The 16,476-nt window shown below is 71.2% G+C and carries 15 protein-coding genes; 6 read left to right on the forward strand and 9 right to left on the reverse strand.

Annotated elements, in window-relative coordinates; translation table 11 throughout:
* Positions 1-37 precede the first annotated feature (37 nt).
* A complete protein-coding gene (locus OHT57_RS09945) occupies positions 38-2,683 on the reverse strand; it encodes a YfhO family protein (RefSeq protein ID WP_328745732.1) in 2,646 nt (881 codons plus the stop codon).
* 260 nt (positions 2,684-2,943) lie between these two features.
* Between OHT57_RS09945 and OHT57_RS09950 the strand changes: the two genes are divergently transcribed.
* Positions 2,944-3,384 (forward strand): carboxymuconolactone decarboxylase family protein, encoded by a 441-nt coding sequence (locus tag OHT57_RS09950; RefSeq protein ID WP_328745733.1) that lies wholly within the window; start codon positions 2,944-2,946, stop codon positions 3,382-3,384.
* Here OHT57_RS09950 and OHT57_RS09955 read toward each other — a convergent pair.
* Complete coding sequence (locus OHT57_RS09955; protein WP_328745734.1) at positions 3,371-5,848, reverse strand: alpha-L-arabinofuranosidase C-terminal domain-containing protein; 2,478 nt, start codon at positions 5,846-5,848, stop codon at positions 3,371-3,373. The two genes, OHT57_RS09950 and OHT57_RS09955, sit on opposite strands and share 14 nt — an antisense overlap.
* Positions 5,849-5,997: 149 nt before the next feature.
* On the opposite strand from OHT57_RS09955, the gene OHT57_RS09960 reads away from it, so the two are divergent.
* Positions 5,998-6,468: a DUF6314 family protein gene (locus tag OHT57_RS09960; RefSeq protein ID WP_328753163.1), complete on the forward strand. Its 471-nt coding sequence runs from the start codon at positions 5,998-6,000 to the stop codon at positions 6,466-6,468.
* A 70-nt stretch (positions 6,469-6,538) separates the two neighbouring features.
* Here OHT57_RS09960 and OHT57_RS09965 read toward each other — a convergent pair whose 3' ends face one another.
* The 3 genes from OHT57_RS09965 to OHT57_RS09975 all read right to left on the reverse strand — a co-directional run bounded on the left by OHT57_RS09965 (position 6,539) and on the right by OHT57_RS09975 (position 9,130).
* On the reverse strand, positions 6,539-7,132 hold the full coding sequence (locus OHT57_RS09965; RefSeq protein ID WP_328745735.1) for a histidine phosphatase family protein: 594 nt from the start codon (positions 7,130-7,132) through the stop codon (positions 6,539-6,541).
* 74 nt (positions 7,133-7,206) lie between these two features.
* A complete protein-coding gene (locus OHT57_RS09970; RefSeq protein ID WP_328745736.1) occupies positions 7,207-7,647 on the reverse strand; it encodes a GNAT family N-acetyltransferase in 441 nt (146 codons plus the stop codon).
* A gap of 19 nt (positions 7,648-7,666) precedes the next feature.
* Positions 7,667-9,130 (reverse strand): aminotransferase-like domain-containing protein, encoded by a 1,464-nt coding sequence (locus OHT57_RS09975; protein ID WP_328745737.1) that lies wholly within the window; start codon positions 9,128-9,130, stop codon positions 7,667-7,669.
* Between OHT57_RS09975 and OHT57_RS09980 the strand changes: the two genes are divergently transcribed.
* Both OHT57_RS09980 and OHT57_RS09985 read left to right on the forward strand, forming a co-directional pair.
* Positions 9,129-10,040: a DMT family transporter gene (locus tag OHT57_RS09980; protein ID WP_328745738.1), complete on the forward strand. Its 912-nt coding sequence runs from the start codon at positions 9,129-9,131 to the stop codon at positions 10,038-10,040. The two genes, OHT57_RS09975 and OHT57_RS09980, sit on opposite strands and share 2 nt — an antisense overlap.
* 90 nt (positions 10,041-10,130) lie before the next feature.
* Entirely contained in the window at positions 10,131-10,325 is a 195-nt protein-coding gene (locus tag OHT57_RS09985) for a DUF1918 domain-containing protein (RefSeq protein ID WP_328745739.1), read from the forward strand.
* A 1-nt stretch (position 10,326) separates the two neighbouring features.
* On the opposite strand, the gene OHT57_RS09990 is transcribed toward OHT57_RS09985, so the two are convergent.
* Positions 10,327-11,553 (reverse strand): glycoside hydrolase family 10 protein, encoded by a 1,227-nt coding sequence (locus OHT57_RS09990; protein WP_328745740.1) that lies wholly within the window; start codon positions 11,551-11,553, stop codon positions 10,327-10,329.
* A 182-nt stretch (positions 11,554-11,735) separates the two neighbouring features.
* On the opposite strand from OHT57_RS09990, the gene OHT57_RS09995 reads away from it, so the two are divergent.
* Positions 11,736-12,611, forward strand: a complete 876-nt coding sequence (locus tag OHT57_RS09995; RefSeq protein ID WP_328745741.1) for a 3-hydroxybutyryl-CoA dehydrogenase — start codon at positions 11,736-11,738, stop codon at positions 12,609-12,611.
* Between the two features lie 225 nt (positions 12,612-12,836).
* Positions 12,837-13,094, forward strand: coding sequence for a hypothetical protein (locus OHT57_RS10000; protein ID WP_328745742.1), 258 nt, complete (start codon positions 12,837-12,839; stop codon positions 13,092-13,094).
* 24 nt (positions 13,095-13,118) lie between these two features.
* Here the strand turns inward: OHT57_RS10000 and OHT57_RS10005 are convergent, their stop codons facing one another.
* The 3 genes from OHT57_RS10005 to OHT57_RS10015 form a co-directional block, all read right to left on the reverse strand.
* Positions 13,119-13,664 (reverse strand): NUDIX hydrolase, encoded by a 546-nt coding sequence (locus OHT57_RS10005; protein WP_328745744.1) that lies wholly within the window; start codon positions 13,662-13,664, stop codon positions 13,119-13,121.
* Positions 13,665-13,737: 73 nt separating this feature from the next.
* Positions 13,738-15,078, reverse strand: a complete 1,341-nt coding sequence (locus OHT57_RS10010; protein ID WP_328745745.1) for a transcriptional regulator — start codon at positions 15,076-15,078, stop codon at positions 13,738-13,740.
* A gap of 279 nt (positions 15,079-15,357) precedes the next feature.
* Complete coding sequence (locus OHT57_RS10015; protein ID WP_328745746.1) at positions 15,358-16,431, reverse strand: PP2C family protein-serine/threonine phosphatase; 1,074 nt, start codon at positions 16,429-16,431, stop codon at positions 15,358-15,360.
* Between the last annotated feature and the right edge of the window lie 45 nt (positions 16,432-16,476).

A 16,476-nucleotide genomic window follows, 5' to 3' on the forward strand; every position in this document is an offset into this window, starting at 1 on the left:
CCTGAGCCCTGAGCCCTGAGCCCGGAACGACCGAGGACTACGTAACCCCTGACCGTCCCGTCTCCCGTCGTCGGCGAACCGCACCGAAGACGCCGAGCGCGACAAGAGACGCGAGTGCGCCACCGCCGACGGCCGTCCCCAGCCGAAGACCCGGCGGGTGGAAGGTGCAGGTGACACTCCTCGGCTCGCCGGCCAGGGGCACGGCGATCAGCCCGTGGTACTCCCCCGCACGAACGGCGGGACCGTCGCCCGCGGCACAGCGCCAGCCCGCGATCCGGGGCGCCGCCAGGACGGCGATCCCCCGGCTGCCCGCAGGAAGCTCGGCACGGACCGTGCCGCCGGAGCCGGAGACGGTCACCTTGGTGGCTCCGGTGGCCCTGAGCTGTCGTACGGCGGTGTGCAGACGGCCGGTGTCCAGGCAGCCGACCGCCTGGTCCGGCACGACGCCCAGCCGGCTCGCGGACAGCTCGACCGTGAGGCGCCCGGAGTCCGGGACCGTACCGAGCCGCGCCATGGCCGCGATCTTGGTGAGGGGCCGCCAGTCGGCCCGGAACAGGCCGGTCGGACCATGGGCGGAGGGGCCGGTGAGCCGTGCGGTGCCCGCGAAGTACGGCGCCCAGAGGTACACCTCGCTCCCCTTCGGACACTGCGCGGTGATCGTCGCCTTTGCGCCGATGCGCACACCCTGCCGCCGGTCGGTGCTGCGGTACGGCTGTCTCCCGGCGCTGTTGCGGATGGTGAGGCGGGGCACGGTGTAGACGCGGGAGCCCAGCAGGAGCTCCTGGTTGCGGTAGGGCGACGGCCCGAACGCGGACCCGGCGGCGGACGGCCGTACCGTCACCAGGGGCGGGACGGTCTCCCTCGTCACGGTCACCCCGCTGCCGTCCTGGGGGAACCAGTTCTGGTGCGGGTCGGGCGGGGAGTGCACCCGGGCGCCGACGGAGAAGATCGCGTCCGTCACCGCGTTGTCCAGGCTCTGCAGGCTGCGGCCCCCGGAGGTCCAGCCGCCGCCGAGGGCGGTGAGCGTGCTGCTGAGCACGGCGGAGGTGTGGCTGCTGTAGTACTGGGCGCCCTGCCCGCCGACCTCCAACGGGTCGTTGCCGACGGTCTGTTCCCGGCCCGGATCGGTCCGGTAGCGGGGCCAGCCGTCGGCCCGCGCGACAGCGTCCGCCTGTTGCTGCTGCCGGTCGCCCCAGGGGGCGTAGTCGTCCATGTGCCCGACGCGCATCCGGGTGGCCACAGCCGAGGTGGCGGTGGTTTCACCGAGCTGCGCTCCGAGAAGCAGTACGGCGGCGAGCGCGGCCGGCGCCATGCGCAGCACCGGGCGTTCACGGCCGAGCAGGACCAGCCCGAGCAGTGCGCCCACGGCGGCCAGGAGGAACACCGGCCAGGCGAAGGAACGGACCAGTTGACTGCCGCTCGCGACGACCGCGATCAGGGCGAGCAGCGCGGCGGCCGCCCCCAGGGCCCGCCGGTCGAGAGGGCCGTAGGAAAGCGTGTGCCAGGCCGCGATCACCAGCAGGGCGCACACCACGAAGGCCTGCCGGTAGGAGCTGCCCTGCGGCTCGGCGAAGGCGTGCCAGAGCAGATGGGTCGGACCCCACTGCATCGACAGGGTCACGACGACCACCAGCAGCGTCCACCCGGCACGCACCCGGCGGGGAGCCGCCCGGTGGAAGGGCAGGGCGAGGGCGAGCAGCAACGCCGTGGTGCCGACGAAGAGCGCCGGGGAGCCGAAGCTGTACGTCGTCGGCAGCAGCCGGGCCAGCAGGTCCTCCGTGCCCACCGGCGCGAATTGGGTGAACCTGCCCACGGAGGCGTGCGCGCTGCCGAAGTACACGACCGTCACCAGGGGTGCGGCAAGTCCCATGCCGAGCGCGAAGGTCAGGACGGCACGGCCCGCCGCGGTGAGCCCGCGGCGGCGCGGAAGACCGGCGAGCCACAGCCGCAGCAGGAACACGAGAGCGGCCGCGAGGGTGGCCATGTACGCCGTGTAGAAGTTGGCGACCCAGACGGCCGTCACGACCAGCACCCCGACGAGGGGTCGCCGGCCGTTCAGCACCCACTCGCCGACCATGCACAGCAGGGGCAGGGCGATCAGCCCGTCGAGCCACATGAGGTTGTACGAGGCGGTCGCCACGGTCCATCCGCACAGGGCGTACGACGCGCCCAGCAGGCCTGCCGCCCACCAGCGCCCGGGACGCAGCCGCAGCAGCAGCCACGCCATGGCGGCCCCGGCGCACGCGATCTTCAGGACGGTGATCACGTACACCGCGAGGTCGATCTCGTCCCTCGGGAACACCGCGACGAGCAGGGCGAACGGGCTGGTGAGGTAGGTGCCGAGGTCGGGCAGGAAGCTGGTGCCGAATCCCGACTGCCAGTTGACGAGGAGCCCGCCAGTGGCCTGCCCGTGCAGCAGGTCCCAGAGGTGTGCGTGGAACGGGACGTACTGGTTGCCCAGGTCGTTGACGTTCCGCGTGCGCGGGCCGAACGGGTAGCTGCGGGCGACGGCGTCGGCCGCGCAGAGCACGACGACGGTGATCGCCGCCGCGAACAGGGCGGCCCGCCCCGAGCCGGGCGCCGGTCGCGGTGCGGGTGGGTGCGGATGGTCGTCGACGAGGTCGTCGGCGGTCTTCGGTCCGGGCGGGACGGTCGGTCGTACGCCCTGGTCACTGGTGGTCAATTCAAGCCCCCGTCCGGGGTTCTCACCCCGTGCGTTGTTGCTGCGCCGACTTAGACGGGGGGTGAATACGGTTGGTTGTGCGACCGCCGATGGCGGTGAAGTGAACTCCGGACGACCCGGAGGCCAACGGTCGTCGGGAGGGACACTCCGGCCGGGGAGGCCCCGGCCGCTCATGAATACTCGGACGGCGGTCCCCGTCCCTGGACGCGCGACCGGCGCCCGACAACCGACGCCCGACAACCGACAACCCTGGAGTCGACATGAGCGAGAGCACCACCCGCGAAGAGCGTTTCGAGCGGGGCCTGGAAGTGCTGGGGAGCGTCAACCCTGAGGTCGGTCAGCAGGTTCTGGACTCGCTCGCCGACATCAGCCCGGAGATGGGCCACCAGATCGTCGCCTGGGGGTTCGGCGAGATCTACTCCCGGCCGGAGCTCGTGCCCCGTGACCGCCAACTGGTCACGCTGGGCATGCTCACCGCGCTCGGCGGCTGCGAGAACCAGCTGGAGGTGCACATCCACACGGCCCTGAACGTGGGTCTGACACCCGTGCAGATCGTGGAGGCGCTGCTGCAGTCGGCCGGCTACTGCGGTTTCCCGAAGGCCCTCAACGCGATGGCGGTGGCGAGGAAGGTCCTCGCCGAGCGTGGGCTGCTGCCCGTCGGACAGCAGCCCACGGCGGACGGACCGGCTACCTCAGCCTGATCCTGAGGAAGGTGACCGAGTTCGCCGGGAAGGTGTACGAGAACGTCCCGGCGACCCCGTCGACGGTGGACCTCACCGGGGCGACCGCGGTCGACGTCTCGCTGTTCACAGCGTCCGGGGCGGCCGCGAGTGTGGTCACCCGGGCCCTGGACGCGACCTTGGCGCCGCCCAGGTCGATGGCCGTACGGGCCGCCGAGTTCTGGGCGTTGACGACCTTGACGATCAGGTCGCCGGTCTTCTGGTCCTCCGTGACGACCTGGCGGAACGGCTCGGCCGGCTTGTCGTCGGTGAAGCTGCTCCACTCCTGTCCGTCGAGGTAGAGGGTCACCTGGCGGCCCCGCACCTTGACGTCGATGTCGTAGGCCCGGCCCGTCTCGACCGATCCGGCCTTGGAGATCACCGTCGACTTGCCGCCGTCGACGGCCTGTTCGACGGCGGACTGGGTGTTGTTCCAGCCGCCGAGGTTCCACCAGTAGTAGGTGCCGGTGTCCTTGACGCCGAAGGCGACCAGGAAGCCCTCCTTGCCGGACTTCTTGGTGGCCTTCACATGGAGGTCGTAGTCGTGCCAGCTCGGGTCGCCGGCCGAGACCATGGTGTTCTCGGCGTTCACGTCGCTCTGCACGTACTGCCCGTCCTGGACGCTCCAGCTGCCGCCGCCGGTGTGCGTCCACCGGGAGGCGTCACCACTGAAGTCGTCGGTGAGCAGCGTTTTCCCGTCGGCGCCGGTGACCGACACATCGTCGTACGCGGCTGTCGTGGCCCAGGTCGACAGGCCGACCGCGCCGCTGATCGGGGCGAGCAGCGACGGGGTCCCGGTGGCCGTCGAGGGCACCACGCGGTCGCCGACGTTGTTCATGAACAGCTTCTGGACCTCGTAGTTGGCGGAGTTCCAGGAGGCGTGGTTGTTGAACCAGACCAGGTCCGGACGCCACTGGACGTAGTCCTCGTTCGCGAACAGCGGCGCGTAGGAGGCGAGTTCGACGACGTCGGCGTTGCGTTCCAGGCCGGTCATGTAGGCCGCCTCGGCGAGACCGTTCTTGAAGGTGTTGCCGAGGGAGGCGTACTCGCCGAGGAAGACCTTCGGGCCGTTGCGGTCGTAGGAGTCGTAGCGGTCGTTGTTCTGGAGGAACCACTGCGGGCTGTTGTAGTAGTGCTCGTCGACCATGTCGACCTTGGCGTCCTTGTTGAGCTGCCAGGCCGTGTCGAAGGTCGTACCGGAGTCGTCCGGGCCGGAGTTGGAGATCACCTGCATGTCCGGGTACTTCGCCTGGATGGCGGCGCGGAACTCCTTGAAGCGGGCGAAGAACTCGTTCGGCAGGTTCTCCTCGTTGCCGACCTCGATGTGCGTGAGGTGGAACGGCTTGGGGTGTCCCATCCGGGCGCGCACCTTGCCCCACGTGGAGTTCGCCGGTCCGTTGGCGAACTCGATGAGGTCGAGGGTGTCCTGGATGTGCCGCTTGAGCAGTGCCTCGTCGGCGACGGCCTTGTTCTGGCCGCAGCCGGTGACCAGGGCGGGGACGACGGGCAGCGGCATGGCACCGATGTCCTCGGAGAGGCGGAAGTACTCGTAGTAGCCGAGGCCGTAACTCTGGTTGTAGCCCCAGACGTTGGCGTTGGTGGCGCGCTGCTCGACCGGGCCGACGGTGTCCTTCCACTGGTACGAGCGCTTGCGCTGGTAGCCGGAGGCCTCGCTGTAGTCCTCCATGGAGCCCGTGTTCACCAGGCAGCCGCCGGGGAAGCGCACGAAGCCCGGGTGCAGGGCGGCGATCTTCTCGGCGAGGTCCTTGCGCAGGCCGTTGGACTCACCGCGGTAGGTGTCGCGCGGGAAGAGCGACACCATGTCGAGCGCGGCAGCGGAGGAGGAGGCCACGGTGAGGCGGCCCTCGGAGCTGGTGCGGGTCGCGGTGAAGGTGACCCTGTACCGGGCCCAGCCGCTCTTCGTCACGGTCACCTTGCGGGCGGTCGCCAGGGTGCCGTCGGCGTCCTTGAGCGACACGTTCAACGCGCTGCCGGCCGCGGCGCGGGCCCACACCGAGAAGTCGTACTTCTTGCCCTCGTCGACATGGACACCGGTGTTGTATCCGGCGTTCGTGACGGACGAACCGGCGGCCAGGGAGAGGTAGTTCCGGTTGCGCGCGTTCAGCCGTCCGTCGTCGTCCACGACCTGGGCCGTGCCGTCGACCGTCCACGAGGTCAGCGGGGTGTACGAGGAGTTGTCGGCGGCCGAGTACTCGAAGGACCGGTTCTGCACGAGTTCTGCGTACAGACCGCCGTCGGCGGCCCGGTTGATGTCCTCGAAGAAGACGCCGTACATGGTGTCGTCGATCTTCGCGCCCTTGGCGGACGGGTCGACGGTGATCGCGTAGTCGGTGACGTCCTCGGCATGGGCGGGGGCGGGGACCAGACCGGCGGCCACCAGCAGGGCGGTGGCGCCGAGACCGAGTCTCCAGCGGGTGCGTGACATGGATGCTCCGCGGCTCTCTGTCGAAAGGGGCGTTCGAGATATCGGACTGCGATCAGCGCTTCGAACGGCAACATAGGGAGAGGGATTCCGGAGCGTCAACGGGGCGCGTGGTACCGAAAGTGTCGGAAGTGATCGGAAGTGAGGGACCGGTGGAAGGGTTCTGGCCAGTTGCCGATGCGCTGACCTATCTGGCCGGGAGCTGGCGGACCGAGCGAACCGTTCGGGATCTGGCGAGCGGTGACGAAGGGCAGTTCTCCGGTACGACCGCTTTCGGCCAACTGGAGGGCGGTGGCCTGCTGTCCGAGGAGTCGGGCACCTTCACCTGGCGGGGCGTACCGCGCCCCGCGGAACGGACCCTCCGCTTCCTGCCGGGCGCGACACCGGGTACGGCGGACGTCCGCTTCTCCGACGGGCGCCCCTTCCACGGCCTGGATCTGACCCACGGGCACCATGTCGCCGACCACCCGTGCGCGGCCGACCTCTACCGCGGCGAGTTCACCGTCCTGGACGCGGACCGCTGGCGCACGGTGTGGCGGGTCGGCGGCCCGGCCAAGGACCTCGTCCTGACGACGTACTACTCACGCGAGACCGCCGGCCACATGCGCGGCACCCCGGCCTAGGGCCGGCCCGGGGCCCGTCGTCACATGCGCCCGCCCACCGCCCGGAGGCAGGCGGGAAGTGACGACCGGCCTAGGACCGCGCGGGCTGGGCCGGTGCCCCCTCGAAGCGCAGGCTCCAGCGGCCGGCGCGCCCGGTGACGGTGGTCGCCGACAGGGGACGTACGTCGATGTTCCAGTAGCTCGCCGGTGGCGCCTTCAGGGCGTACACCAGGGCGGCGCGGATCACGGCGGGTTCGGCGACGGCGACGATCCGGCCGCCGTCACCGACGGGCCGGGTGTCGAGCCACTCACCGACGCGGGTGATGAAGTCGAGCAGCGACTCACCGCCGTGCGGGGTCGCCCGCGGGTCCGCGAGCCAGACGTCCACGGACTCCGGCTCCCGGGCCATCGCCTCGCCGAGCGTCAGCCCGCGCCAGCGCCCCATGTCACAGTCCCGCAGGGCGAGTTGGACCAGCGGGGAGTAGCCGAGGGCGTCCCCGGTGGCACGGCTGCGGGGTGTCGGCGAGCAGTAGCGCAGTTCGGCCGCAGCGAGCGGCAGCAGGTCGCGGGCCGCAGCCAGGGCGTCGTCCCACCCGGCCTGGTCGAGCGGACGGTCGTCCTCGAAGCGTTCGGCGAGCAGCGAGGAGCTTCGCGCGGCGGCGACGAACGTGACCCGAAGTGGCATGCGGCGATCGTGAGCCGTTGAAAGTGCGCAGGTCAAGAGGTGTTACCGGGGAGTTACCGTGAAGGCGTGCGGCCTCACTGGTCAAAGAGGAGCGCCATCCACCGATCCGGCTCGGCCAGGGGCGCGAACCCCAGCTTCTCGTACACTCCGTGGGCGTCGTGGGTGGCGAGCAGGATGCGCCGGAGGTCGTAGGGCCGCAGGTGCTCGCGTACAGTCCCGACCAGCGCCGTGCCGATCCCCTTGCCCCGCACGGAACGGTCCACGTACACGTCGCACAGCCACGCGAAGCTCGCCAGGTCGGTGATCACTCGGGCATAAGCCACCTGATCCCCTGAAAGGACCTCGTACACCCCGAAGTTCAGCGATCCGGCGATCGCCCGGTCCTGCTTCTCCCATGACCGCCCGAGCGCCCAGTACGCGTCGGTGGACAGCCACCGGTGCACGCGCCCGGCGTCGACGCGGCCCGGGTCGGTGGAGATCTCGTAGCCCTCGGCGAGGGGCGGGGTGTCGGTCATGAAACGCGACCCTCGCAGGTCAGGGAAGCCGGGGTCGAGCGGTTTTCGCCGGGAGCACTTCATGGCAGGCCGCCCGCAGCCTCCGTACCCCTTCGGCGATCTCGCCGGGGCCCGCGACAGCCGCGAAGCTCAACCGCACGTGTCCCGCCGTGGGTTCCGCGCTGAAGTACGGGCGCCCGGGATTGATCGCGACGCCCGCGCGAAGAGCCGCGGCGGTCAGAGCCGTCTCGGCCATGCCGTCGGGCAGGCGCAGCCACAGGTGGTAGCCGCCCGACGGGATGTGCGGGAGGGCGAGTTCGGGGAGATCGAGGCGCAGGGCGGTGGTCATCGCGTCGCGGCGGGCCCTCAGCTCCGTCGAGACCGACCGCAGATGGCGGGGCCAGGCCGGTGAACCGACGAGTTCGAGGGCCGCTTCCTGGAGGGGACGGGGGACGAAGAAGGTGTCGACGATCTGGATGGCGCGCAGGCGTTCCAGGACCGGGCCGCGCGCGGCCAGGGCGCTCACCCGGAAGCTGGGCGAGGTCGCCTTGGTCAGGGAGCCGACGTGGACGACGACTCCGTCGGGATCGTCGGCGGCCAGCGGGCGCGGCAGCGGGCCGGCGTCCTCGTGCACGAGCCGTCGTACGAAGTCGTCCTCGACGACGAACGCACCGGCCTCGCGGGCGATCCGCAGCACCTCGCCCCGGCGCTCGGGGGCCAGCACCGCGCCGGTCGGGTTCTGGAACAGCGGCTGGCAGACGAACACCCGGGCTCCGGTCGCCCGGAACGCGTCGGCGAGCAGACCCGGCTTCACACCGTCCGCGTCCACCGGGACGGGGACCGGCCGCAGACCCGCCGAGCGGGCGATGGCCAGCATGCCCGGGTAGGTGGGCGACTCGACTAGCACGGGTGCGCCGGGCGGGGCCAGGGCGCGCAACGCCGTCGTGAGCGCCGACTGACCGCCCGAGCCGATCAGCACCCCGGCCGCCGTGACCGCGCCACCGATGTTCCGCGCGAACCACTCGCGCAGTTCCGGCAGGCCCTCCGTGGGCGGCCGTCCCCAGGCGCCGGGGCGGCGGCCCGCGCGGGCCAGGGCCGCGGACATCGCGCGCTCCGGCTGGAGCGAGGGGTGCAGATAGCCGCCGTTGAACTCGATCACGCCCGGCGGCGGGGCGGCCAGCGAGACCAGGACGCCGGACGCGTCCACCGAGCGCGGTACGAGGTCGGCGGCGCCGTCCGCGCTCAGCGCGACCTCCTGCCACGAGGTGTCCCCGGCCGGAGCCGCGGCGGCGCGCGCCGGTGCGCGGAAGGCACCCGCGCCGGGCCGGGTGATCACCAGACCTTCGGCGGCGAGCTGGGCGAGGGCGCGGGACACGGTGACCGGGCTGACCCGGAAGCGGTCGACCAGAGCCCGGCTGGAGGGGAGCTTTCCATCGGGAGAGTAGCGGTCGAGCTCCCGCCTGATCCGCATGGCCAGTTCATCGACGCTGCTACGCTCTTGCATGAGAGCAGACAGTAGCGCTACTGCGCCCATGAGGATAGCGGTCGGCAGCCCCACGCATAGCTTCGGCACCCTCCAGGCCGCCCTCGGCGTCGCCGCGTTCTCCCTCACGTTCCCCGCCACGGCGTGGGGCCTGGAGGGCTTCGGGCCGTGGTCCCTCGTCGCGGTCCGCAGTGTCCTCGCGGCACTGATCGCGGGCGGCTGTCTGCTGGCGCTGCGCGTGCCCGTACCGCGCCGCCGTGACTGGCCCGGGCTCGCGGTCGTCGCCGCCGGAGTCGTCGTCGGCTTCCCGATGCTGACCACGCTCGCCCTGCGCACCTCGACCACCGCGCACGCCGCCGTCGTGGTCGGTCTGCTCCCCCTGACGACCGCACTGCTGTCCGCGCTGCGCATGGGCACCCGCCCCTCGCGCACCTTCTGGGCCGCCGCCCTCGCGGGCGCCGCCGCGGTGGTCGCCTTCACCGTGCAGCAGAGCGGTGGCGCCCTCACCGGCGCCGACCTGTATCTCTTCGCCGCCCTCCTGGTGTGCGCGGCCGGTTACACCGAGGGCGGCCGGCTGGCCCGGGTCATGCCGGGCTGGCGAGTCATCGCCTGGGCGCTGGTGCTGTGCCTGCCGTTCAGCGTGCCCGCGGCGGTGATCGCGCTGTCGCAGGAGCCCGTGCACCTGACCGCGCACAGCGTCGCCGGGCTGCTGTGGGTGGCGGTGGGCTCGCAGTTCCTCGGCCTCGTCGTCTGGTACCGGGGCATGGCCGCGATCGGGATACCCAAGGCCAGCCAGTTGCAGCTCGCCCAGCCCCTGCTCACACTGGTGTGGTCGGTGCTGCTGCTCGGCGAACACCTGACGGTGGCCGCCCCGCTGACGGCCGCGGCGGTGCTTGTTTGCATCGCCGTCACCCAGCGGGCGCGAAGCTGACCGGCGTGCACGCGCCGGTCCCAACCGGCCTCCGGGCCGTAAGCTCGGGGCCACGGACCGCTACTCCCGCTTGGTGAGGAGGCACCGCTGATGCGCGCAACCGTGGGCGACCAGCTTGTCCAGCACGGCAGGGTGGTCGGACAGCAGGACAAGGTCGGCGAGATCGTCGAAGTGATGGGCCAGGCAGGCGATCCCCCGTACCGCGTCCGCTTCGAGGACGGGCACGAGGGCGTCTGCTCACCCGGCCCCGACACCGAGATCCGGCACCAGCAGACCGGCCGGTGACTCAGCGCGGCGCGGTCGCCGGCTTCTGATAGTGGTCGGCGACCACCCGTGCCATGGCCCCGATCGGATCGGAGGCGACCTCGCGGGCGGCGAAGAAGACATGGCCGCGCGCCTGCTTGTACCCGCGCGCGAGCGTGAGGTGCCGCGACAGTTCGGCGGGGTCCCGCCAGGCCGCGGGCTGCGCCGGGTCCCCCGCCTTGTACAGGGCTTCGCCCAGGTACAGCTTGGTCCTGCTGCCCTGCGCCTGCTCGGCCCACCAGGGCACCAGCTCGGCGTAGTCGGCGGCGGCGAAGCCGATGTTCCAGTAGAGCTGCGGCACGATGTAGTCGATCCAGCCCTCGCGCACCCACTTGCGGGTGTCCGCGAAGTTGTCGTCGTAGGACTGCACTCCCGCGCGGGTGTCCGAGCCGAGCGGGTCGGTGGCGGCGTTGCGCCACACCCCGAAGGGGCTGATGCCGAACCGGGTGCCGGGCCGGACCTGCCTGATGCGGGCCGCGGTCTCCAGGACCAGCTGGTCGATGTTGTTCCGCCGCCAGTCGGCGCGGTTCGCGTAGTCCCCGCCGTACCGGTCATAGGCCGCGTCGTCGTCGAAGGTCTGGCCGGCCACCGGGTACGGGTAGAAGTAGTCGTCGAAGTGGACCGCGTCCACCGGGTACCTGTGCACCGCGTCGAGGATCGCGTTCTCGACGAAGGCCCGCACCTGGGGCAGCCCGGGGTTGTAGTACAGCTTCCCGCCGTACGGCACCACCCAGTCCGGGTGTCTGCGCGCGGGGTGGGAGGCGACCAGCTTCGCCGGATCCGTGTGGTTGGCGATGCGGTACGGGTTGAACCAGGCGTGCAGTTGCAGGCCCCTGCGGTGCGCCTCGGCGACCGCCGTGCCGAGCGGGTCCCAGCCGGGGTTCTTGCCCTGGGTGCCGGTGAGGTACTGCGACCAGGGCTCGTACGGCGAGGGCCACAGGGCGTCGGCGGTGGGCCGTACCTGGAAGATCACCGCGTTCAGGCGGTCCGCCACCGCCCGGTCGAGGTGGGCGATCAGCTCCGCGCGCTGCTGTGCCGCGGTCAGTCCCGCCTTCGACGGCCAGTCCCGGTTGGACACGGTGGCGAGCCACACCCCCCGCATCTCCGGCGCCGCCCGCCTCGGATGCCACGGCGTCGCCGCCGCCTCCGAGGCCGTGGTCAGGGTCGACAGCGCCGCCAGCGCGAAGGCCCGACGCGACAGACGTCCCATGTGCACACTCCCCCCACACCATGGATCCGCTCGGTCACGGATCCTCTCCGCGGCCCAGGATGCCCGACGGATGACGGACCCCGGTGATCGATCATCGATACTTGGGAGTAACGTGCACGAACGGAGCAGGAACCGGACCACGGCCGACCTGCCACGAGGCGAAGACCAGTGAAAGGGACGATGTGACGGACTTCCCGGCGGGAGACATCGCGCGCGTCGGAGTGGTGGGCTGCGGCCAGATGGGGGCGGGCATCGCCGAGGTGTGCGCCCGCGCCGGTCTGGACGTGAAGGTCGCCGAGACCACCGGCGAGGCCCTGGAGTTCGGCCGCACCCGGCTGCTCAACTCCCTGGCCAAGGCCGCCGAGCGCGGCAAGATCTCGGCGGACGAGCTGACGGCGACGCAGGCGCGCCTCAGCTTCACCACCGACCTCGGCGAGTTCGCGGACCGCGACCTGGTCATCGAGGCCGTCGTCGAGAACGAGCAGGTCAAGACCGAGATCTTCCAGGTGCTGGACCAGGTGGTGACCCGCCCGGACGCGATCCTGGCCTCCAACACCTCCTCCATCCCGCTGGTGCGGCTGGCGGTCGCCACCTCGCGGCCCGACCAGGTCGTCGGCATCCACTTCTTCAACCCGGCCCCGGTGCAGAAGCTCGTCGAGCTGATCCCGGCGCTCACCACCTCCGAGGGCACGCTGGCCCGCGCCCAGGCGTTCGCCGAGAAGCTGCTCGGCAAGCACGCGATCCGCGCCCAGGACCGCTCGGGCTTCGTGGTCAACGCGCTGCTGATCCCGTATCTCCTGTCCGCGATCCGGATGTTCGAGTCGGGCATCGCCAGCCGCGAGGACATCGACAACGGCATGGAACTCGGCTGCGCCCACCCGATGGGCCCGCTGAAGCTGTCCGACCTGATCGGCCTCGACACCGTCGCCTCGGTCGCCTTCTCGATGTACGAGGAGTACAAGGAGCCCCTGTACGCCGCTCCCCCGCTGCTCCAGCGCATGGTCGACGCGGGCCGGCTGGGCCGCAAGTCCGGGTCGGGTTTCTACACGTACAACTGAGCACGGCTCACAGCAGATTGCACAGTGCCCGTTCCAGGGTGCTGATGACACAGTGCGACCATGGCGGGCCCGGCGCTTTTCGAGCGCCGGGCCCGTGTCATTCACACACCGTGTGCGCCCCGGGCCCGCATATGCCTGTCGCACACTCTCCCTCTGCGCCCACCAGGCGAGTTGACTCTTCATGCGCATGCAAGGGATGTGACGACTACGGAAAGGAGCGAACTCGTGACCGCCGACCCGGAGCATCCCGTGATCCATGGAGAACTCGCAGAGTTACGACGACGCCTCGATGTCGCGTACGCACGCGTCGAGGGCGGACTGGCTCTGCTGAGTCATCGTACGGAGGAGACGGACAAGGAGATCGACGATCTGAGCGCACGACTCATCGCCCTGGAGCACGCCCGTTGGCCACTGCCCGCGATCTCGGTGATCACTGCCGTGGGCGCGCTCGTGGTGGCGATCTGGCAGACCCTGGGACACTGAGGCTCCGGGACATCCGGGTGGGGATCAGGGCAGGGTGTCCTGACCGAGCCTCAGATGGTGCAACAGCAGTAGCGCGGCCGCCATGTTGGCGGCCGGGACCTCCCCACGGGCGACCATGTCGGGAACGAGCTTCAGGGGGACCCATTCCCGGCGGTCTGATTCGAAGTCGTCCACAGGGTGCCCGATGTACTCGCCCTCGTCGGCCCAGTAGATGTGGTGCCGGGCGTCGGTGAGCCCGTTGGAGGGCTCCACGCTCATGAGGTGCTGGAGCGGCCCCGGCCGCCAGCCGGTCTCTTCCTCGAGTTCCCTGGCGGCCGCGACGGCGATGTCCTCGCCGTCCTCGACCACACCCGCGGCGAGTTCCCAGCCCCAGCTGTCGGTGATGAAGCGGTGGCGCCACAACAGGAGGACCTCGCCCGCCCCGTTCACCACCGTGGCGACGGCGACCGGCCTCAGCCGTATCAGGAAGTGGTCGAGGTGCCGGCCGTCCGGCAGCTCGACATCGGCGAGATTGACGCTGAACCAGCGGTTTTCATACACAGTTTGTTCGTTCTGTTTCGTCCACTGCACGGTTCTGCCACCTTCCGTCGAGTAAGTGGCAATATCGCAGCAGGGACTATGAGGTCGGGGGTCTCGTGCCGGCCTACATCGGTACGCGCAGCGCCCCGTCGATCAGTTCGGCTGCCTCGGCCGTTCCCGCGCAGCCGCTCCGGAGCAGATGCTCGCGAACCGCTCTGAGCCTGTCGCGCAGGCGCTGCGACTCCATTCCCCGCGCCTGCTCCGCCATCTGCACGGCGGTGGCCACCGCCTTGTCGGCGTTGCCCTGGCGCAGTTCGATCGTGCTGAGCATGGCGAGCCGGTGCACCCGGCCGCGGTCGTGGGCCGGGTTGCCCACGGCGGCCGCTGCATGCGCGGCCGCGGCGGCGAGTTCGCCGAGGCTGAGGAGCGCCTCCGCCACCTGGACGTTGACGAGGCCCGGCTGGACATAGCCGGTCTCGTCCGGCTCGTATCCGCGCCGGATGCGTTCGGCGGCCTGCTCGGCCCGCCTGATGCAGGACATGGCGGTCGTGCCGTCGCCGAGGTGGGCGTACGCCTTGGCCTGCATCGCGTAGAGGTCGCAGGCGAGCGCCGGGGTGATGTGCTTGCCCGCGGCGCGCAGCGCGGCCTCGGCGAAGGCGACGGCCTGGCGGTACTCCCGCATGAACAGGGACTGGTTGACGAGCAGCGCGATGACGTACGCGCCGAGTCCCCGGTCGCCGCTGGCCTTGGCGAGCCGCAGCGCCTGGTGGAAGTAGCGCTGAGCCAGGCCGTGCGCGTCGGAGTCGTAGGCGCAGATGCCGGCGACCGCGACGAGTCCGCCGGTGGCGCGGTGCAGTTGACGGCCCGTCTCGTCGGTGTAGCTGCCGCGCAGCAGTGGGGCGGCCTCGGCGTTGAGGAAGCCGACGATCCGGGCGCGGGTCGCGATGCCGCCGGCCTTGCGGTACATCTGCTCGTAGTGGGTGCGGGCCGAGCGCAGCATCTCGAGGTCGGCCGCGGTGACCCGGTGCCGGCCGCCGCGCGACACGTCGACGTCCTCCGGCGGGTTCTCCCACTCCCACACGGGCATGACGGCGGGTGTGCCGGTGACCGCGGGGGCGCCCAGGATGTGCGGGCGCTGCTGTTCGTCGGAGCGCCACAGGGCGGTGGCCCGCTCGACGAAACCGGACAGGGAGGTGCCGTGCGGGACGGACGGTTCGCCGGGCACGCCGAGGCCGATGTCGTCGAGGGTGACGGGGCGTCGGAGCCGGCCCGCGAGCACCTCGCACATCAGGTCGGGGACCTGACCTCGGGGGCGCTGGCCCTTCAACCACCGTGCCACGGCGGTGTGTTCGTACCTAAGCGCGAGGCCGCGTGCCCTCCCGGCCTGATTCACATGTGCGGCAAGCCCCGCGTGCGAGATCCCGGCTTCGTCGAGGATCGCGTCGAGCAGAGTATTGGGCTGCATATATGCCCCCCGGGTGGCTCGGTGCGGACAGAGTAGTGCGTGCGGGCTCACACGGGGTGTGAACGGAGTGCTCAAATCCGCAGGGTGTGCGCGCTGTTGCGGAGAGTTTCCAGCCGGTTGACTGAAATGCCTCGCAAGAGGCCGGCCGGGCCGCCGGCTCCCCCTCGTACAGTGCGGCGGCCCGTATCCGCGCCGTCCGCCGTGCCGCCTGCCCGACACTCCGTGGCTCGGCGGACGGCGACGGCACGTGTCGATGGCGTCCCGTGCGCCGATGTGCGGTCACAGGTGCCTGGTCGGCTGCGGGTGCGTCGCGGTTTGTCGCGCGGTTCCCCGCGCGCCTGCGGGGTGTATGTGCTGACGGTCGTTGCGAAGCGCCAGTAAGGCGACGTCGTCCTTCGGTGTGTCTCCCGTGTGGTTCAGCAGTGCCGTGAAGACCGCGCCCAACACCGCCTGGGGCGGGGCGCCCACGGCCTCCTGGAGCGCCTTTGTCAGGGAGAAGAACCGGCCACGCGCGTCCCTCGCGTCCTCCGCGCCGTCCGTGTGCAGAACCAGGGTCTCGCCCGGCCGCAGCGGGCCGCACCGCAGCCCCGACAGATCGCCGGGCAGCGGGAACGGGCCCAGCGGCGGCAGGGGATCCGCGCCCGAAAGAGGCTCGACCACCGCGCCACTGATCAGGTACGGCCAGGGATGGCCGCAGTTCAGGGCGCGCATCTCGCCGTCCCTGCCGATCTCCAGGAGCAGTACGGTGACGAACTCCTCGGCGACCGAACCGTCAGGTTCCGGTCCGGCGGCGGGGTGTTCGGCGCGGTGCAGCTCTCTGAGGTGACGGCCCAGCGCGCGGTCCAGTCTGCGCAGCACCCCGCCGAGTTCGGGCTCGTCGTGCACGGCCTCGCGGAAGCTGCCGAGGACGGCGGCGGCCGTACCGATGGCGGCCAGTCCGTGTCCTCGGACGTCCCCCATGACGACCCGGACGCCGTGCTCCGTGGCGACGGCCTCGTACAGGTCACCGCCGATGACTGCGCCCCGGTCGGCGGAGAGCTGGGCCGCGGCGACGGCCAGCCCGTCGATGCGCGGGGGCAGCGGCCGCAGCAGCACCCTCTGGGCGAGGCCGGCGACCCGGCGGGCCTGCCGCAGTTCGCGCAGCAGGGCATGCCGGACATGGATGATCAGTCCGGTGCCCACCGCGAAGAACACGGCACTGGTGACGACCCGCGCGCCCAGCGCGTCCTGCTGCGCGAGCGGGCAGGTCAACTTGTAGGTGACGGCGACAGCGCCCCACATGGTGGGCAGCCCCGTCACCAGCACACGGCGCAGCGACCCCACCCGGGGGACCGCAGCCTTGATGCACATCATGCCGATGGCCCCCAACCAGGCCCTGCACACGCAATCGGACCGGCC

Origin of the sequence: Streptomyces sp. NBC_00285 (genome assembly GCF_036174265.1) — a bacterium.
Classification (GTDB): Bacteria; Actinomycetota; Actinomycetes; order Streptomycetales; family Streptomycetaceae; genus Streptomyces.